Genomic DNA, 18,470 nt, shown 5'->3' with positions numbered 1-18,470 from the left:
GCGGGCGCGCGGGCCGGGCGGCGGCGGGGCCGGCGGCGTCCCTCGCCACCGGCGGGCGTCGCCGGACCGGGCGCGCGGCCGGCGCCTACATCTCCACCCGCGTCCCCAGTTCCACCACCCGCGGCGCCGGGATGCCGAAGTAGTCCGTCGCGCCCACCGCGTTGCGCCCGAGGAAGGCGAAGATCCGCTCCTGCCAGGCCGGCAGGTCCGGATGCATCGCCGGCACCGGCACCTCCCGCCCGATGAACCAGCTGGCCTGCTGCGGGTCGAAGCCCAGCGCGTCCCGCCGCGCATCCAAGGCGTGCATGACGCAGGGCCGCTCGGCGAAGCCGAAGCGCAGCAGCACGCGCAGGACGCCGTCCTCCAGCGGTTCCACCACCATCCGCTCCGCCTCCGGGATCCGCGGCACCCGTTCGCCCTGCACGGTCAGCAGCACCACCCGGTCATGCAGGACGGCGTTGTGCGCGAGGTTCAGGGCGAGCGCCGCCGGCACCACCTCCCGCCGCGTGGTCAGGTAGATCGCGGTGCCGGGGACGCGCGCCGGGCTGTCCGCCGTGCCCAGACGGGCCAGGAAGCGCGGCAGCGCCTCCGCCTTGTCGTCGCGGCGTTCCAGCAGGATGGCGCGGCCGCGGGTCCAGATCAGCAGCAGGGTCAGGCTGACCGTCGCCACCACCAGCGGGAACCAGCCGCCGCCCGGGATCTTGTGCAGGTTCGCCGCGACGAAGCCGAGATCGAGCAGCAGGAAGGCGCCCGCCACCGGCAGCACCAGCGCCCGCGGCAGCCGCCACAGCGTGCAGGCGACCACGCCGACCAGGATCGTCGTCACCAGCATGTCGCCGGCGACCGCGATGCCGTAGGCATTCGCCAGGGCTTCCGAGGACCGGAAGCCGAGCACCAGCGCCAGCACCGCGGCGCAGAGCAGCCAGTTGACCTGCGGGACGTAGACCTGGCCGGCGGTCTCCTCGGAGGTCTGCGTCACCTGCAGCCGCGGCAGGGCGCCGAGCTGGATCGCCTGCTGCACCAGCGCGAAGGCGCCGGAGATGACGGCCTGGCTGGCAATGACGGTGGCCGCCGTCGCCAGCAGCACCGCCGGCAGCATCAGCGCGCCGGGGAACAGGTGGAAGAAGGGGTCGGCCGCCGCCGCCGGGTCGGCCAGCACCAGGGCGCCCTGGCCCAGGTAGTTCAGCACCAGCGCCGGCATCACCAGGGCGAACCAGTCGATCCGGATGGCCGGGCGGCCGAAATGGCCCATATCGGCATAGAGCGCCTCGCCGCCCGTGACCGCGAGGAAGACGCTGCCCAGCGCCGCGAAGCCGCCGCCCGTGCCGATGGCGGACAGCGCATGCCGCGGGTCGAGGGCGGCGAAGATCGCCGGCCGCCCCAGCGCGTGCCAGATGCCGACCGCGGCCAGCACCGCGAACCAGGCGGCCATCACCGGACCGAAGAGCCGCCCGACCTGCGCGCTGCCGCGCGACTGGATGAGGAACAGCCCGGCCAGCACCGCCACCGCGGCCGGCACGACATAGGGCTGCAGGATGGGCAGGGCCACCGCCAGGCCTTCCACCGCCGAGAGCACGGAGATGGCCGGCGTGATCATCGCATCGCCGAAGAACAGGGACGCGCCGGCGAGGCCGATGGGCAGCAGCCAGGCCTTCCAGCGCCCGGATCGCGGGATGGCGAGGGACAGCAGGGCCATCGTCCCGCCTTCCCCCTGGTTGTCCGCCCGCATGACGAAAACGACGTATTTCACCGCCACCACCAGCGCCACGGCCCAGAGGATGAGGGAGACGGTGCCGATCACCGCCTGGTCCGCCGGCACGCCATGCGCGGCGGCGCCGCGCAGGCTCTCGCGGAAGGCGTAGATTGGGCTGGTGCCGATATCGCCGAAGACGACGCCAAGGGCGCCGAGCAGCATGGCCCGGCCGGCGGGATGCCCGGCCACCGCGGGGGTGGAGATGGCGGCGGTGCTGCCGGACATGCGCGAGCGCTCCCCTTCCGGGACCCGTCGGGCGCGCAGCCCGCGACCCATGGCGCGACGCGCACCGGTGCGGCGGGCTGCGCCCGCCGGGCCGATGGCGTCACCGGCAGCGCAACGCGGCAGGAGGCGGGAAAGTTACGGGCGGCGCGTCATGCCGGAAGGATCCGTCGGTCGGGCGCGCGACGCCCGGCGGCGGGCGCCGGGATGTCGGCGCACCCGCCTCACTCGGGCAGGATCTCGGCCTTCAGCGGCAGCGGCGGGCCCATCCACAGCGCGTGGCGGATGTGGTCGGCGCGCTGCCGCCCGGTTTCCGGATGCACCAGCACGGAGAGGTCCCGGCGGTGCAGCGCCAGCCAGGGAACCAGCATAGGGAAGAGATCGGGCGCGAAGGCCACCTGGTACATCGCCGCGGTGTGCGGCCCGACCGGCAGGTCGTGCCAGCGGCCGAGCACCGCGGCGGGGAAGCGCTCGGCGATTCCGTCCCGCACCGCGGCCGCGGCGTCACGCGTCGCGGCGGGGTCGTAGTACACATGCGCGTGCCAGCCGGCGATGGGCGTTTCCATCCGCTCAGGCTCCGCCGCCGGGGCCGGCCGGGTCAAGCCCGGCGAGCAGGTCGCCCAGTCGGTCGTAATCCGCCGCGCGGTTGTAGGCGGCGGCGGAGAGGCGGAGCCAGTACGCCCCGTCCAGCGCCATCACCGGCGCATCGGTGCCGGCGGACAGCAGCCGGGCGCGGCGGGCGACGGCGCCGTCCCGCGTCGCCGGGCCGGGCCAGGGCAGGCGGACCAGCGCCATGCTGCCGGCCATTCCCGGCAGCGCGCCGACCTCCGTGCCGAAGCGGGCGGCCAGCGCGTCCCCGGCTTCCCGCGCCAGGGCGCGGTTGCGGGCCATCAGCGCCTCGCCGCCCCAATCCGCCAGCGCGGCGATCGCCTCCGTCACCGCGAGGTATCCGCCGGGGTCGCGGGTGCCGGTCCAGTCGAACTCCGCGAGGTAGCCCTCGCCCAGCCCATGCGAGAGGATGGGGGCATGGGTCTCCGCCCGCCGCGCCGGCGCGGTCCAGAGGAAGCCGCAGCCCTTCGGTGCCATCAGCCACTTGTGGCAGTTGCCGGCATACCAGTCGGCCCCCAGCGCGCCGAGCGCCAGCGGCACCTGGCCGGGCCCATGCGCGCCATCCACGAGGACGGGCACGCCGCGCGCCCGGCAGGCGGCGATCATCGCCTCGATCGGCAGTACCAGCGCGCTGGGCGAGGTGATGTGGTCCAGCACCGCCAGCCGGGTGCGCGGGGTGATGGCGGCGGCGACCGCGGCGACCACCGCCTCGGGCGTCGGCCGCGGGAAGGGCAGGGCCGCGTCCACCACCGCCGCGCCGGCCCGGGCGGCGACATGCTGCGCCGTCTTGCGCACCGCGCCATAGGCGTGGCTCAGCAGCAGGATCTCCTCACCTGGCGCGAAGGCGAGGGAGCGCAGCACGGCATTGCAGCCGGCGGTGGCGTTGTCGACGAAGCCCAGCCCATCCGCGTCGCAGCCGAGGAAGCCCGCCAGCCTGGCGGCGGCGGCGCGCAGGGCGGGGGTGAGGTCCCGCACCATGAAGCGGCTCGGCTGCGCCTCCAGCCGGGCGCGCCACTCCGCCTGCGCCGCCAGCACCCGCCGCGGCGCCGCGCCGAAGGACCCGTGGTTCACGGTCAGGAAGCCGGGGTCGAGCAGGAATTCGGCGCGGAGATCATCCATGCCGGGCAGCAAAGCCAGGCGCGGCGGCGGCGTCCAGTGCCCCGGCGGAGTGCTGCGGGACGTCGCGCGGCGCGGCCGGCGGGCAGGCCGCAGGCCGATTCCGTGCCAGGATGGCCCGCATGCTCGACCTCGCGGCCTATGGCGGCCTCTTCCTGGTGGCCTTCGGCGCCGCGACCATCCTGCCCTTCCAGAGCGAGCCGGTGCTGGTCGGCCTGCTGCTGGCGGGCGAGCAGCCGGCCTGGCTGCTGGTGCTGGTCGCTAGCATCGGCAACACGCTGGGCAGCGTGGCGAACTGGGTGCTGGGCCGCTGGATCCATCGCTGGCGCGACCGGCCCTGGTTCCCCGTGAAGCCGGACCAGCTGGCGCGGGCGGAAGGCTGGTACCGCCGCTGGGGCCGCTGGTCCCTGCTGCTGTCCTGGGCGCCGGTGATGGGCGACCCGCTGACCGTCATCGCCGGCATGCTGCGCGAGCCCTTCTGGATGTTCCTGCTGCTGGTGGCCGTGGCGAAGACCGGCCGCTACGTCGCGCTGGCGCTGATCACCCTCGGCCTCTGGCCCGGCGGCTGAGGCGGAGGGCCGCCGTCGCAAGCCCCGCTTTTGGTCGCAGGCCGCTTCGCTTGTTCCCCCGGGGGGCGGCGGGTACCGTCCGGGCCATACGCTTGGGGACGCAGCACATGCCCGACATGCAGGCCGATGGCCGACCGCACGCCGTCGTCATCGGCTCGGGCTTCGGCGGGCTTGCCGCCGCCATCCGGCTGGGCGCCCGCGGCTGGCGCGTGACGGTGCTGGAGAAGCTGGATGCGCCGGGCGGCCGTGCCTACGTGTTCAAGCAGGACGGCTTCACCTTCGATGCCGGCCCGACCATCATCACCGCACCCTACCTGCTGGAGGAACTCTGGCAGGTGGCCGGGCGGCGCCTGGCGGACGACATCGACCTGCGGCCGGTCGATCCCTTCTACAAGATCCGCTTCGACGACGGCACGACGCTGGCCTGCCATGCCGATCTCGGCGCCATGCGGGCGGAGATCGCCCGCATCAGCCCGGAGGATGCCCAGGGCTTCGACCGCTTCATCCGCGACAGCGAGAAGATCTACGACGTCGCCTTCACGAAGCTGGTGGACCAGCCCTTCCACAAGCTGGGCACCCTGCTGCGGGAGGTGCCGGACCTCGTGCGGCTGCAGGGCTACCGCACCGTCTTCGGCAAGGTCAGCGACTATTTCCGCCACCCGAAGCTGCGCATCGCCTTCAGCTTCCACCCGCTGCTGATCGGCGGGAATCCCATGACCACCACGGCCTATTACTGCCTGGTCGGCCACCTGGAGCGCACCCATGGCGTGCACTACGCCATGGGCGGCATGGGCGCGCTGGTGGACGGGATGGTCGGGCTGATTCGCCGGCTCGGCGGCACGCTGGTGACGGGCGCGGAGGTCACGCGGATCGAGGTGACGAATGGCCGCGCCGCCGGCGTCACGCTGGCCTCCGGCGAGACCATCGCGGCCGACATCGTCGTCTCCAACGCCGATGTCGGCTGGACCTATTCCAAGCTGCTCGGCCATCACAGGCGCCGGCGCTGGACCGATGCGAAGGTGGCGCGGGCCAATTACTCCATGGGCCTGTTCGTCTGGTATTTCGGCACGAACCGGCGCTACGACAGCGTCTACCACCACACCATGGTGCTGGGGCCGCGCTACGAGGAGTTGCTGAGGGACATCTTCACCCGCAAGCGCCTGGCCGAGGATTTCAGCCTCTACCTGCACCGGCCCAGCATGACCGACCCGTCCCTGGCGCCCGCGGGCTGCGATTCCTTCTACGTGCTGGCGCCGGTCCCGCATCTCGGCAGCGGCACCGACTGGACGGCGATGGCCGAGCCCTACCGCGCCCGCATCCAGCAGCGGCTGGAGGAGACGGTGCTGCCCGAGCTGGGCAGGCACATCGTCACCTCCCGCACCCTCACGCCGCTCGACTTCCGCGACCGGCTGCTGAGCCTGAACGGCGCCGCCTTCTCGCTGGAGCCGCAGCTGTTCCAGAGCGCCTGGTTCCGCCCGCACAATGTCAGCGAGGAGGTGGCGGGGCTGTACTTGGTGGGCGCCGGCACGCATCCGGGCGCGGGCGTGCCGGGGGTGATCAGCTCGGCCAAGATCCTTGACCAGGTGGTGCCGATGCCGGCCGGCGTGGGGTGACGCCCGGCCGGCGGCGCCTCAGTCGCGCGGCAGCAACTGCTCCGCCAAGGTCGCCCAGTAGCTGGCACCGATCGGCAGGATGGCATCGTTGAAGTCGTATTTCGGGTGATGCACCTGCGGGTCGGCCGGGCTGCGGCCGGCGCCGAGCATGATGTAGTTGCCCGGCTTGGCGTTGAGCATGAAGGAGAAATCCTCGCCGCCCATGGTCGGCTTCGGCATCTCCACCACCCGCGCCTCCCCGGCGACGGCCAGCGCCGCCTTCACAGCCAGGTCGGTGCTCTCCGCCTCGTTCACCGTGGCCGGGTAGCCGCGGTCGAATACCGCCTCGGCCTCGGCGCCGAAGGCCGCAGCGATGCCGGTGACGAGGGAGGTAAACTTCGCCTCCAGCATGTCCCCGACCTCGGGCTTGAACCAGCGGGCGGTGCCGCGCAGCGTCACGGTCTGCGGGATCACGTTCCAGGTGTCGCCGCCCTGGATATGCCCGATGGTGAGCACGCCGCCCTCCACCGGCTCGATGTTGCGGGCGACCACGCTCTGCAGGGCGGAGACGATCTGGGCGGCGATGACGATGGGGTCGTTGCCCTGGTGCGGCATGGCGCCATGGGCGCCCTTGCCGGTGATGGTCGCCTTGATGTTGGCGGTGGCGGCCATCACCGGCCCGTAGCGCCAGTAAAAGCTGCCTTCCGGCGCGCCGGGCCAGTTGTGCATGCCGAAGACCCGCTGCATGGGGAAGCGGTCGAACAGGCCTTCCTGCACCATGACATTGCCGCCGCCGCCGGCCTCCTCGGCCGGCTGGAAGATGACATAGACGGTGCCGCTGAAATTCCGCGTCTCCGCCAGGTAGCGGGCGGCGCCGAGCAGCATGGTGGCGTGGCCGTCATGGCCGCAGGCATGCATCTTGCCCCTGGTCTGGGAGGCATAGGGCAGGCCGGTCGCTTCCTCGATCGGCAGGGCGTCGATGTCGGCGCGCAGCCCGATGGCCCGGCCGCCACCTCCCTCGTTGCCCCCCTGGCCGCGGATGACGCCGACCACGCCGGTCCGGGCGATGCCGGTCACCACCTCGTCGCAGCCGAACTGGCGCAGCTTCTCGGCGATGATGCCGCTGGTCCGCACCTCCTCGAAGGCGGTTTCCGGATGGGTGTGGAAATCCTGCCGCCAGGCGGTCATCTCCGGGTGGAACTCGGCAATTCTGTTCAGGATCGGCATTGTTCGTGATCCGGCTGGGGCGCCCGACCACCTATCGGGACGATCGGCGGGGATTGCAAGCCGGGGGGGCGGGGTGGGCTCTGACGGTCGCGGCACCGCCGCCCGGCCGCGCGGCGGCCGCAGCCGCCCGCCTTGGGCGCCGGCCCCGGCGCTTCCGCGCCGCTGCGATCTGCTCTAGAGCAACCCCGGGCTGCGGGCGCGCCGGGCGACCGCCCCGCCGGCCCCGGGCCGATGGGCCAGCACCGGCGGAGACTGCGCCCCACAGGCATGCCCCCCGGGCCGGGGCAGGAGACGGGACCCCCAGCGGCAATGACCAGCAGCAACGACATCCGTGCCACCTTCCTCGACTACTTCGCCCGCAACGGGCACCAGGTGGTCGAGAGCTCGCCGCTGGTGCCGCGCAACGACCCGACGCTGATGTTCGCCAACAGCGGCATGGTCCAGTTCAAGAATGTCTTCACCGGGCAGGAGAAGCGCGCCTATTCCCGCGCCACCACGGCGCAGAAATGCGTCCGCGCCGGCGGCAAGCACAACGACCTCGACAATGTCGGCTACACCGCCCGGCACCATACCTTCTTCGAGATGCTGGGGAATTTCAGCTTCGGCGACTACTTCAAGGAACAGGCCATCGCGCATGCCTGGGAGTTGCTGACGCGCGACTTCGCCCTGCCGAAGGACAGGCTGCTGGTCACGATCTATTCCGAGGACGAGGAGGCACCGGCCTACTGGAAGAAGGTCGCCGGCCTGCCGGACAGCCGGATCATCCGCATCCCCACCTCCGACAATTTCTGGCGGATGGGCGATACCGGTCCCTGCGGCCCCTGTTCCGAGATCTTCTACGACCATGGCGACCATATCCGCGGCGGCCCGCCCGGCAGCCCGGAGGAGGATGGCGACCGGTTCATCGAGATCTGGAACCTGGTCTTCATGCAGTTCGAGGAAGGGCCGCCCGGCACCCGCGTGCCGCTGCCGCGCCCCTCGATCGACACCGGCATGGGGCTGGAACGCTTCGCCGCCATCCTGCAGGGCAAGCACGACAATTACGACACCGACACGCTGCGTGCCCTGATCCTGGCCTCGGCCGAGATCACCGGCCAGGACCCGGACGGGCCCTTCCGCGCCAGCCACCGCGTGGTCGCCGACCACCTGCGGGCCGGCACCTTCCTGATCGCCGATGGCGTGCTGCCCTCGAACGAGGGGCGCGGCTATGTGCTGCGCCGCATCCTCCGCCGCGCCATGCGCCACGCGCACATCATGGGCAGCCGGGAGCCGCTGCTGCACCGCCTGGTGCCGACGCTGATCCGCCAGATGGGCGCCGCCTACCCGGAGATCGTCCGCGCCGAGGCGCTGGCCACCGAGACGCTGAAGCTGGAGGAGACGAAGTTCCGCTCCCTGCTCGAGCGCGGCCTCGGCCTGCTGGCCGAGGAGAGCGGAAGGCTGGGCGACCGCGGCACCCTGCCGGGCGAGGTCGCCTTCCGCCTCTACGACACCTATGGGTTTCCCTTGGACCTGACGCAGGACGCGCTGCGGTCCGAGGGCAAGACGGTGGATGTGGAGGGCTTCAACGCCGCCATGGCGGAGCAGCGCCGCCGGGCCCGCGCCGCCTGGTCCGGCAGCGGCGAGGCGGCGACCGACGCCGTCTGGTTCGACATCAAGGAAAAGGTCGGGGCCAGCGAGTTCCTCGGCTACTCGACCGAGGCGGCGGAGGGCGAGATCCTCGCCATCGTCCATGACGGCCGGCCCGTGGACAGCGCCCCGGTCGGCGCCGAGGTCGCGGTGGTGCTGAACCAGACGCCCTTCTATGGCGAGAGCGGCGGCCAGGTGGGCGATGCCGGCCTGATCTCGGCCGGCGAGGCCTGCCGGATCGTGGTGCGCGACACCCAGAAGAAGCTCGGCGACCTCTTCGTCCATCTCGGCACGGTCGCGCATGGCGAGGCGAGGGTCGGGCTGGCGGTGCAGGCAGAGGTCGACCATGCCCGCCGGTCGAACATCCGCGCGCATCACAGCGCGACGCATCTGCTGCATGAGGCGCTGCGGCGCCGCCTCGGCACCCATGTGGCGCAGAAGGGGTCGCTGAACGCGCCCGACCGGCTGCGCTTCGACGTCTCCCAGCCCACGCCGATGTCGGACGAGGACCTGGCCTGGGTGGAGCAGGAGGTGAATGCCCGCATCCGCCAGAACACCGAGGTGACGACCCGGCTGATGACGCCCGAGCAGGCGGTGGCGGCCGGCGCCATGGCGCTGTTCGGCGAGAAATACGGTGACGAGGTGCGGGTGGTCGGCATGGGCGCCGACCCGGCCGCCACCGAGAAGCACGGCATCTATTCGCTCGAGCTCTGCGGCGGCACGCATGTCCGCCGCACCGGTGATATCGGCCTGTTCAAGATCGTCGCCGAGGGCGCGGTCTCCGCCGGGGTGCGCCGGGTGGAGGCGGTGACGGGCGCGGTCGCCGAGGCGCTGGTCGAGCAGGCGGATGCCCGGCTGCGGGAGGTGGCGGCGGCGCTGCGCGTCGCTCCGGGCGAGGTGCCGACCCGCGTCGCCGCCCTGCTGGAGGAGCGTCGCCGGCTGGAACGCGAGGTCAGCGACCTGCGCAAGCAGCTTGCGACGGGCGGCGGCGGCGCGGCGGTGGAGACGATCAACGACCTGCGGGTCGCGCTGCGCAACCTGGGCGAGGTGCCGGCGCGCGACCTGAAGGGCCTGGCCGAGGCGATCCTGAAGGGCGGCACCGCGGATGTCGTGGCGCTGGTCTCGACCGCCGAGGGCAAGGCCAGCATCGTCGCTGGCCTGGCCGAGGGCGCGAAGGGCCGGGCGGATGCCGTGGCCCTGGTGCGCGCGGCCGCGGCGGCGGTGGGCGGCAAGGGCGGCGGCGGCAGGCCGGAGATGGCCCAGGCCGGCGGGCCGGAGGGCGGCAAGGCCGAGGAGGCGCTGGCGGCGGTGCGGGCGCTCCTGGCGGGCTGACCGGGACCCGCCGCGGGCGGGCGGGGCCGCAAGGCCCGGGTTCGATCCCAAGTGCCGGCCCCCGCTTCCTTCCGCGCGATGCCGCCCACCAACCCGTCGCGCCGGTGCGATCCCAATCCGCTCAACCGCCCCCGGCCGGCCGTCGCCTGCCGCGCGGGGTCCCCGTTCGGGCCGTCCATGGCCCGCCGCGATCCGCCCGGGCGCCCGCCCTGTGCCCTGTGCCCCGGGCCGCGTTTCGGCGGGCCGGCGCGGCGGTCCCGCCTGGCTTGCCCCCTGATCGCCACCCCGGGCGGGCGGCCCGGCGGCGGCGGGCCAGGCATCGCCCGGGGCGGCTGGCGGCGGCGGCATCCGGGGCGATGCCGGGGCGCCCCGCGTTAGCCGGGCGCTGACCCGGCCGCGGCATCATGCCCGGCGATGGTGGAACTCCTCGGCGTCCTCCTGGCCCTCATCATCTTCGGGCTGGGCATGCTGGTCTGGCGGGTGCTGCGCTGGCTGCGGCGCGGCCTGCGGCTGCTGTTCGGCCGGGCGGCGCCCGGGCACCGCATGGCGGCGCTGCGCGGCGTGCGGCTGCGGGCCAGCCGCGCCTTGTCCCGGCACCAGGCGGACCGCCTCGCCGCCCTGACCACCGAGCTGGACCGGGCGCGGCGCGACCTGCGGCAGGCCCGTGCCGGCGGGCAGGATGGCGATCGCTTCCGCCGCGCCAAGCAGGCCTTCGCCTTCCATTTCCACCCCGACAAGCTCGCCTGCGCCGAGCCGGAGCGCGGCATCCGGACCAGCATCTTCCAGCAATTCTGGGGCGTGCTGCGGCGGATCGAGCGGAGCTGAGCCGGCGGCCTCCCCCGGCGCCGCCGGCGCCCGCCGCGCCCTGGTCCGCCGCGGCGGCGCCTCAGCCCTCCCGCAGCGCCTCCCGCACCACGGAGCGGAATTCCCGCCGGTACAGTTCCTGCACCACCCAGAGGCTGGCCAGGACCAGCAGCAGCGGATGCAGGATCCAGCCCAGCGCCGCCAGGCCGAAGTAGTAGGCGCGCAGCCCGGTGTTGAAATGCCTCGCCGCCCGGTTGGCGACCTTCGCCGCCATCTCCGCCTGCGCCAGGCTGCCCGCCGAGCCGGGATCCTGCGGGATGCCGCCGATGACGATGGAGCAGTAGTTGAACTGCCGCAGCGCCCAGGTCAGCTCGAAGAAGGCGCGGACGAAGATCAGCAGCAGCAGCGCCACCTTCATCTCCCAGGCCGCCGGGTCGGGCGTCGCGGCGAAGGGCAGGGCGCCGAAGACCCGGGCGCCGAGTTCCGGGCTGCCCATCATCGCCACCAGCCCGCCCAGGATGAAGATGGCGGTGTTCGCCAGGAAGCTGGTGCTGTTCATCAGGTTGCCGATGATGTTGGTGTCCATGATGCGGTTGTCCCGCGTCACGGTGGTGCGCAGCCAGCGCCGGCGGTGGTCGTCCATGGCGGCGATGACGCTGCGGGCGCGCAGCCTGGGGTGGCGGTCCACCAGGGTGGAATAGCCGACCCAGGAGGCGGCGAAGACCGCCAGCGCCAGCCAGTCGAGGAGGGTGAGGGAGTGCATGCCCGGCTTCTACCGCGGATCCTGGGCGAGGGGGCGCCCACCCGGGGCGCCCGGCCGGGGCGGCCACGGCGCGACGGGATGGGCGCCTCCCGCCGCGCCGCTGTGGTAGCATCGCCGCCCGGACGACCGGGCCGGCAAGCGCCCGCGACGGGACTGGAGGCTGCATGAGCGACGCCCTGTGGTACCTGACGATCCGCCGCTTCAGCGGCACCGGCGCGCCGGAGGACATCGCCCAGCGGGTGCGGGACGGGCTGCTGCCGATCCTGCGGGCGGAGCCGGGCTTCCGCGCCTATTACGTCGCGCGGATCGATGGCGGCGGCGGCATCTTCTCCGCCACCATCTTCGACGACCAGGCGGCGGCGCGGCGGATCAACGACACGGTGCTGCACTGGGCGGAGGCCAACATGGCCGACCTGCTGACCGGCGCCCCGGTGGTGATCCGCGCCGGCGTCTCGGTGCATCTGGACGCCACGAAGCCCGGCAGCGACAGCTACATGCTGCTGCGGGTGACGGAGGGGCTGGGGCCCTCCGCCGGGGTGCTGCCCACGGTGCAGGAGAAGATCGTGCCGCTGACGCTGGAGCAGCCGGGCTTCCGCCACCTCTACACCGGCCGGGACGAGGCGCAGGCGGACCGGTCGGTCGCGGTCTCGGTCTTCAGCAACCGCAGCACGGCGACCGCGGCGCATGCCCAGGTGGCGGCGCTGATGGCGCAGCACCGCGACATCTGGCCGCAATCGCCGAAGGTGGTTCTGGCTGGCGAGGTGATCGTCTCGGCCCTGGCGTGAGGCGCGTGGGCGGGCGGCGCCCCCCTGGCGGGCCCGGCACCGCCGGGCTCAGGGGGCGGCCCGCGGCGCCGTCGCATCCAGCGCCGCCTGCAGGGTGTAGGCCGCCGCCGCCGCATCCACCGCGGCCGCCCGCTTCGCCCGCGTCATGTCCGCCGCGATCATCGCCCGGTTGACCGCCGAGCTGGACAGCCTCTCGTCCCACAGCGCCACGGGCAGGCCGGTGGCCTCGCCCATCGCCATCGCCCAGTCCTTGGCCGCCTGCGCCGCCGGCCCGAAGCTGCCATCCATGCCCAGCGGCAGGCCCACGACCAGCCCGCCCGCCCCCTCCTTGGCCGCGATGGCCGCGACCTCCGCCGCATTGGCGCGCAGCTTGCCGCGCCGGAGCGCGCCATAGGGGCTGGCCAGCATCAGCAGCACGTCGGACAGGGCGACGCCGATCAGCTTCGATCCGGGATCGAGGCCGATCAGCCGGCGGCCGCGGGGCAGGCCGTCGCGCAGCTCGGTCAGGTTGAAGACGGGCATGGCGGCCGTTATAGCCCTGATGCCGCAGGAATCCGGAACCCGTCATGTCCCTCGACACCGCCATGGTGAGGCGCATAGCCTCCCTTGCCCGCATCCGCCTGGAGGAAGAGGAGGTCGGCCGCATGCAGGCCGAGCTGAACGGCATCCTCGGCTGGATCGAGCAGCTGCAGGCGGTGGACACCACGGGCGTGGAGCCGATGGCGGGCGGCGGCGCCGTCTCGCTGCGGCTGCGGGACGACGTGGTGACCGATGGCGGCATGCCGGAGAAGGTGCTGGCCAATGCGCCCGACCGTGCCGGCGGCTATTTCGCCGTGCCGAAGGTGGTCGAGTGATGCATCCCACCGACTTCACCCTGCGCGGCGCGATCGAGGCGCTGAACGAAGGCCTGCTGACCAGCGAGGAGCTGACCCGCGCGCATCTCGACGCCATCCAGGCGCTGAACCCGCAGCTGAATGCCTATGTCACCGTCATGGCGGACCAGGCGCTGGCGCAGGCGAAGGCCAGCGATGCGCGCCGCCGCGAAGGCATCGCCGGCCCGCTGGAAGGCCTGCCGCTGGCGATCAAGGACCTGTTCTGCACCGCCGGCGCCCGCACCACGGCGGGCAGCCGCATCCTCGAGAATTTCGTGCCGCCCTACGAGAGCACGGTGAGCGGGAATCTCCTGCGCGACGGCGCGGTGTTCCTCGGCAAGGTGAATCTCGACGAGTTCGCCATGGGGTCGTCCAACACCACCAGCTCCTTCGGGCCGGTGGAGAACCCCTGGTCCCGTGCCAACGACCCCGACACGCGGCTGGTGCCGGGCGGGTCCTCCGGCGGGTCGGCCGCCGCCGTCGCGGCGCGGCTGGCGCTGGGGGCGACGGCGACCGACACCGGCGGGTCCATCCGCCAGCCCGCGGCCTTCTGCGGCATCGCCGGCATCAAGCCGACCTATGGGCGGTGCAGCCGCTTCGGCATCGTCGCCTTCGCCTCCTCCCTCGACCAGGCGGGCCCCGTGGCCCGCACGGTGGAGGACTGCGCCATCCTGCTGCGGTCCATGTCGGGCTTCGACCCGAAGGACAGCACCAGCGCGGATGTCCCGGTGCCGGATTTCGCCGCCGCCTGCGCCCGCGGGGTGAAGGGGCTGCGCATCGGCGTGCCGAAGGAATACCGGCTGGAGGGCACGCCGCCGGAGATCGAGCGGCTGTGGGAGCAGGGCCTGCAATGGCTGCGCGACCAGGGCGCCGAGACGGTCGAGATCAGCCTGCCCCACACCAAATACGCGCTGCCGACCTACTACATCGTCGCGCCGGCCGAGGCGTCGTCCAACCTCGCGCGCTACGATGGCGTGCGCTTCGGCCTGCGGGAGGCGGCGAAGGACAGCGACCTGAAGGACCTGTACGAGCGCACGCGCGCCGCCGGCTTCGGGCCGGAGGTGAAGCGGCGCATCATGATCGGCACCTATGTGCTGAGCGCCGGCTACTACGACGCCTACTACCTGAAGGCGCAGAAGATCCGCGCCCTGATCAAGCGCGACTTCGACCAGGCTTTTGCCGGCGTGGACGCCATCGTCACGCCGGCGACGCCCAGCGCCGCCTTCGGGATGGACGAGAAGCAGGACGACCCGGTGACGATGTACCTGAACGACGTCTTCACCGTGACGGCGAACCTGGCCGGCCTGCCGGGCCTGGCGGTGCCGGCGGGGCTGGACGCGCAGGGCCTGCCGCTCGGGCTGCAGGTGATCGGGAAGGCCTTCGACGAGGAGACCGTCTTCGCGGTCGGCGCGGCGATCGAGACGGCGGCGGATTTCCGCGCGCTGCCGCGGCTGCGGGCGGGCGTGTGAGCGAGGCGGCCGCGGCCCTGTCGGGATCGCGGGGCGTCGTGGGGTGCCCCGCGGAGTGCCCCCTGGGGTGCCCCGTGCAGGACGATGCGGGCCGGCTCCGCCGGTTGCCTTCGGCGATCCCTGATCCCGGCGGTGCCACCCCGCCGACGGGGGGCGTGGCCGAGACGGTGGAACGGCACCTTTCGCCGGGCCGTGGATCGGGGGAAGGGCTTCGGCTGGAGGCGACCTTCGCGCTGATCCGCTCGGCGGCGGCGGCACGGCGCTTCGTCAGCTATGGCGAGGTTGCCGCGGCCAACGGCCTTCCCTGGAACGCCGCCCGGCGGCGCATGGACCCGCATCTCTATGACCTGTGCCGCTGGGCCACCGCGCGCGGCTGGCCGCTGCTCTCGGCCCTGGTGGTGGACAAGCCCAGCGTCGGGCATGGCGCCATGCGCGGCCGCCCGCTGATCGGCTTCGCCCGCGCCGCCGAGCGCTGCGGGCGGATCGTCGGACCCGATGCCGCGATCTTCCTTGCGGAGGAGCAGCGGCGCGTCTTCGAATGGGCAGCAGAGGAGCCCTTCGCCCATGACCTACACGATTGACGGCAAGACCGGCCCCTGGGAACTGGTGATCGGCCTCGAGGTCCATGCCCAGGTGACGTCGCAGGCCAAGCTGTTCAGTGGCGCGGCCACCGCCTTCGGGGCGGAGCCGAACACCCAGGTCAGCTTCGTGGATGCCGGCTTCCCCGGCATGCTGCCGGTGATCAACCGCGACTGCGTGGCGCAGGCGGTGCGCACCGGGCTGGGCCTGAAGGCGCAGGTCAATCTGTGGTCGCGCTTCGACCGCAAGAACTACTTCTATGCCGACCTGCCGCAGGGCTACCAGATCAGCCAGTACGCGCATCCCATCATCGGCACCGGCGCGATCGAGATCGAGCTGCAGGACGGCAGCACGAAGACCATCGGCATCACCCGCCTGCATCTGGAACAGGATGCCGGCAAGTCACTGCACGACCAGCACCCGACGAAATCCTATATCGACCTGAACCGCTCCGGCGTCGCGCTGATGGAGATCGTCTCCGAGCCCGACATGCGCAGCCCGGAGGAAGCCGGCGCCTACCTGACGAAGCTGCGGCAGATCCTGCGCTACCTCGGTACCTGCGACGGCAACATGGACGAGGGCTCGATGCGGGCGGACGTCAATGTTTCCGTCCGCAAGGCCGGCGAGGATTATCGCACGCGCTGCGAGGTGAAGAACGTCAACTCCATCCGCTTCGTCATGCAGGCGGTGGAGGCGGAGGCGCGCCGGCAGATCGAGGTGTGGGAGGAGGGCGGCGAGGTCCAGCAGGAGACGCGGCTCTTCGACACCGCCCGCGGCGTGACGCGGTCCATGCGGTCCAAGGAGGATGCGCATGACTACCGCTACTTCCCCGACCCGGACCTGCCGCCGCTGGTGCTGGAGCAGTCCTGGGTGGACCAGCTGAAGGCCAGCCTGCCGGAGCTGCCGGATGCGCGCCGGGCGCGCTACGTCGCCATGGGCCTGTCGCCCTATGACGCGCATGTCCTGACGCTGGAGAAGGAGACGGCCGCCTATTTCGAGACGGTGGCGCAGGGCCGCGATGCGAAGATTGCGGCGAACTGGGTGATGGGCGACCTCTTCGCCGCCATCAACCGCACCAAGACGAGCATCGCCGAACCGCCGGTGAAGGCGGAATACCTGGGCACGCTGCTGGACCTGATGAAGGACGGCACGCTGTCCGGGACGCTGGCCAAGGCGGTGTTCGAGGCGATGGTCGAGACCGGCAAGTCGCCCGGCGCCATCGTCGAGGAGCGCGGGCTGCGCCAGGTGACCGACACGGGCGCCATCGAGGGCATCGTCGCCGGCGTGCTGGCGGCGAATGCCGACAAGGTCGCCGAGTACAAGTCGGGCAAGGAGAAGCTGTTCGGCTTCTTCGTCGGCCAGACGATGAAGGCCATGCAGGGCAAGGGGAACCCCGCCCTGGTGAACGACGCGGTCAAGAAGCTGCTGAGCTAGACTCGAGGGTTCCAGGGGCCTTTCGGCCCTTGGCGGGTTGGGCTTGGGAGGGGCAGAGCCCCTCCCAATCGGTCAGCCCATGTTCACCATGATGGTCTTCTTGTGCGTGAAGTGCTCGAGCATCGCCTCGAGCGAGGCTTCCTTGCCCAACCCGCTGCTCTTCACGCCGCCATAGGACAGGTTGGCCTGCACGACGAGGTTCTGGTTGATCTGCACCAGGCCCGCTTCCAGCCGGTGCGCCAGGTCGAGCCCCACCTTGAGGTTGTTGGTCCAGAGGCTGGCGGCCAGGCCGTATTCGCTGTCATTGGCCTCGGCCAGCACCGACTCGGCCTCGTCGAAGGGCGCGATCACCGTGACCGGGCCGAAGATCTCCTCCCGCACCAGGCGGCTGTCGCTGGTCAGGCCGGTGAAGATCACCGGCTGGATGAACAGGCCCTTCTTCAAGGCGGGGTCGTTCGGCATGGCGGAGCATACATGCGCCGTCGCGCCGGGGGTCTTCCGGCCTTCCTCGATGAAGCCGCGCACCTTCTCGAGCTGGCCTTCGCTGACGATGGTGCCGATATCGGTCTTTTCGTCCAGCGGGTCGCCCATGACCATGTTGTCGACCGCCGACTTCATGGCGGCGACGAAGCGGTCGAAGATCGGCCGCTCGACATAGATGCGGCTGGCGGCCGTGCAGCTCTGCCCCTGGCGGGTGAAGCGCATGGAGGTCAGCGCGCCGCTCACGGTCTTGTCGAAGTCGCAGTCGGCGAAGACGATCATGGGCGACTTGCCGCCCAGTTCCAGCGTCACCGGCACCAGCTTGTTCGCCGCGGCGCGGGCAACGATCTTGCCGGTCTCGACGCTGCCGGTGAAGGTCACCTTGCGGACCTTCGGATGGTCGACCAGCGGCGCGCCGCATTCGGGCCCGAAGCCCGAGAGGATGTTGAAGCAGCCCGGCGGCAGCACGCGGTTCATCAGCTCGCAGATGCGCATGACCGCCAGCGGCGCTTCCTCGGCGCTCTTCACCACCACCGTGTTGCCCGCCACCAGCGCCGGCGCGACCTTCAGCGCCATCAGCAGCATCGGCACGTTCCAGGGGATGATGGCGCCGACGACGCCCAGCGGCTCCCGCACCGTCACGCTCAGCACGTTGGGGGCGAAGGGCACGCTCTCGCCCTTCAGCTCGGACCCCAGGCCGCCGAAGAACTCGAAGATGTCGGCAACGACGCCGGCCTCGACCCGGCTCTCGGTCCGCAGCGCCTTGCCGGTCTCGAGCGCGATCAGCCGCGCCAGCTCCTCCTGGTGCTCCTTCAGCAGGGCGGCGCATTGATGGACCAGCGCGCCGCGCTTGCGGGCCGGGACCTTGGCCCATTCCTTCTGCGCGCGGGCGGCGGCCTGCACCGCCATGTCGACGTCATCGGCATCGCCCTCGGCGGCGCGGGCCACTTCCACGCCGGTCGCCGGGTTCACCACGGCGAAGGTCTTGCCGTTGCGGCCGGGGACATAGCCGCCGTCGACGAAATGATAGCCGGACAGCGCCTTGGCGAGCGCGAAGGGGTCGAGGGTGGGCGCGGCCGGGGTGGGATGCGGGCGGTCGAGCATGCGTTGCCTCCTCTGGGGCCGGCGCGGCGGGGCGGCGCAGGCCGGGCATGATGGGCGGGGGCGGCGGGCCGCCCCGGGGCCGGCGGACCATGGCCCCGGGGCGGGCGGGCGGCAAGGGCAGGCCAGGGCCGGCG

Annotated in this window: 16 protein-coding genes; 9 read left to right on the top strand and 7 right to left on the bottom strand. The window is 72.3% G+C overall.

Annotated elements, in window-relative coordinates; translation table 11 throughout:
• Nucleotides 1-85: 85 nt before the first annotated feature.
• The 3 genes from E2C05_RS17305 to E2C05_RS17295 form a co-directional block, all read right to left on the bottom strand.
• Complete coding sequence (locus E2C05_RS17305; RefSeq protein WP_133220900.1) at nucleotides 86-1,978, bottom strand: potassium transporter Kup; 1,893 nt, start codon at nucleotides 1,976-1,978, stop codon at nucleotides 86-88.
• Between the two features lie 221 nt (nucleotides 1,979-2,199).
• Nucleotides 2,200-2,541, bottom strand: coding sequence for a DOPA 4,5-dioxygenase family protein (locus E2C05_RS17300; protein ID WP_133220899.1), 342 nt, complete (start codon nucleotides 2,539-2,541; stop codon nucleotides 2,200-2,202).
• A 4-nt stretch (nucleotides 2,542-2,545) separates the two neighbouring features.
• Nucleotides 2,546-3,703 carry an aminotransferase class V-fold PLP-dependent enzyme gene (locus tag E2C05_RS17295; RefSeq protein WP_133220898.1) on the bottom strand — a complete coding sequence of 386 codons (1,158 nt, stop codon included), beginning with the start codon at nucleotides 3,701-3,703 and terminating at the stop codon, nucleotides 2,546-2,548.
• 119 nt (nucleotides 3,704-3,822) lie between these two features.
• On the opposite strand from E2C05_RS17295, the gene E2C05_RS17290 reads away from it, so the two are divergent.
• Both E2C05_RS17290 and E2C05_RS17285 read left to right on the top strand, forming a co-directional pair.
• Nucleotides 3,823-4,269: a YqaA family protein gene (locus E2C05_RS17290; protein ID WP_133220897.1), complete on the top strand. Its 447-nt coding sequence runs from the start codon at nucleotides 3,823-3,825 to the stop codon at nucleotides 4,267-4,269.
• A 107-nt stretch (nucleotides 4,270-4,376) separates the two neighbouring features.
• Nucleotides 4,377-5,882, top strand: a complete 1,506-nt coding sequence (locus tag E2C05_RS17285; RefSeq protein WP_133220896.1) for a phytoene desaturase — start codon at nucleotides 4,377-4,379, stop codon at nucleotides 5,880-5,882.
• 18 nt (nucleotides 5,883-5,900) lie between these two features.
• On the opposite strand, the gene E2C05_RS17280 is transcribed toward E2C05_RS17285, so the two are convergent.
• Nucleotides 5,901-7,088 carry a M20 aminoacylase family protein gene (locus tag E2C05_RS17280; protein WP_133220895.1) on the bottom strand — a complete coding sequence of 396 codons (1,188 nt, stop codon included), beginning with the start codon at nucleotides 7,086-7,088 and terminating at the stop codon, nucleotides 5,901-5,903.
• A gap of 309 nt (nucleotides 7,089-7,397) precedes the next feature.
• Here E2C05_RS17280 and alaS point away from each other — a divergent pair, with 309 nt between their 5' ends.
• Both alaS and E2C05_RS17270 read left to right on the top strand, forming a co-directional pair.
• A complete protein-coding gene (gene alaS, locus E2C05_RS17275; protein ID WP_133220894.1) occupies nucleotides 7,398-10,046 on the top strand; it encodes an alanine--tRNA ligase in 2,649 nt (882 codons plus the stop codon).
• A 414-nt stretch (nucleotides 10,047-10,460) separates the two neighbouring features.
• A complete protein-coding gene (locus E2C05_RS17270; RefSeq protein ID WP_133220893.1) occupies nucleotides 10,461-10,871 on the top strand; it encodes a hypothetical protein in 411 nt (136 codons plus the stop codon).
• A gap of 61 nt (nucleotides 10,872-10,932) precedes the next feature.
• Here E2C05_RS17270 and E2C05_RS17265 read toward each other — a convergent pair whose 3' ends face one another.
• Entirely contained in the window at nucleotides 10,933-11,613 is a 681-nt protein-coding gene (locus E2C05_RS17265) for a DUF599 domain-containing protein (RefSeq protein ID WP_133220892.1), read from the bottom strand.
• A gap of 164 nt (nucleotides 11,614-11,777) precedes the next feature.
• Between E2C05_RS17265 and E2C05_RS17260 the strand changes: the two genes are divergently transcribed.
• Nucleotides 11,778-12,398 (top strand): hypothetical protein, encoded by a 621-nt coding sequence (locus E2C05_RS17260; RefSeq protein WP_133220891.1) that lies wholly within the window; start codon nucleotides 11,778-11,780, stop codon nucleotides 12,396-12,398.
• 48 nt (nucleotides 12,399-12,446) lie between these two features.
• On the opposite strand, the gene ruvX is transcribed toward E2C05_RS17260, so the two are convergent.
• Nucleotides 12,447-12,920 (bottom strand): Holliday junction resolvase RuvX, encoded by a 474-nt coding sequence (ruvX, locus tag E2C05_RS17255; RefSeq protein WP_133220890.1) that lies wholly within the window; start codon nucleotides 12,918-12,920, stop codon nucleotides 12,447-12,449.
• A 44-nt stretch (nucleotides 12,921-12,964) separates the two neighbouring features.
• On the opposite strand from ruvX, the gene gatC reads away from it, so the two are divergent.
• From gatC to gatB, 4 genes are all read left to right on the top strand, one after another.
• Nucleotides 12,965-13,252, top strand: a complete 288-nt coding sequence (gene gatC, locus E2C05_RS17250; RefSeq protein WP_133220889.1) for an Asp-tRNA(Asn)/Glu-tRNA(Gln) amidotransferase subunit GatC — start codon at nucleotides 12,965-12,967, stop codon at nucleotides 13,250-13,252.
• Nucleotides 13,252-14,739: an Asp-tRNA(Asn)/Glu-tRNA(Gln) amidotransferase subunit GatA gene (gene gatA, locus E2C05_RS17245; RefSeq protein WP_133220888.1), complete on the top strand. Its 1,488-nt coding sequence runs from the start codon at nucleotides 13,252-13,254 to the stop codon at nucleotides 14,737-14,739. Before gatC ends, gatA begins: the two co-directional genes overlap by 1 nt.
• A 155-nt stretch (nucleotides 14,740-14,894) precedes the next feature.
• A complete protein-coding gene (locus E2C05_RS17240) occupies nucleotides 14,895-15,320 on the top strand; it encodes a hypothetical protein (RefSeq protein WP_133220887.1) in 426 nt (141 codons plus the stop codon).
• Nucleotides 15,304-16,752, top strand: coding sequence for an Asp-tRNA(Asn)/Glu-tRNA(Gln) amidotransferase subunit GatB (gene gatB / locus E2C05_RS17235; protein ID WP_133220886.1), 1,449 nt, complete (start codon nucleotides 15,304-15,306; stop codon nucleotides 16,750-16,752). Before E2C05_RS17240 ends, gatB begins: the two co-directional genes overlap by 17 nt.
• Before the next feature lie 72 nt (nucleotides 16,753-16,824).
• Here the strand turns inward: gatB and E2C05_RS17230 are convergent, their stop codons facing one another.
• On the bottom strand, nucleotides 16,825-18,336 hold the full coding sequence (locus E2C05_RS17230) for an aldehyde dehydrogenase family protein (protein WP_133220885.1): 1,512 nt from the start codon (nucleotides 18,334-18,336) through the stop codon (nucleotides 16,825-16,827).
• Nucleotides 18,337-18,470 lie beyond the last annotated feature (134 nt).

This window comes from Paracraurococcus ruber (assembly GCF_004353985.1).
Lineage (GTDB): Bacteria > Pseudomonadota > Alphaproteobacteria > Acetobacterales > Acetobacteraceae > Paracraurococcus > Paracraurococcus ruber.
This window is presented reverse-complemented; position numbering and strand designations above follow the sequence as displayed.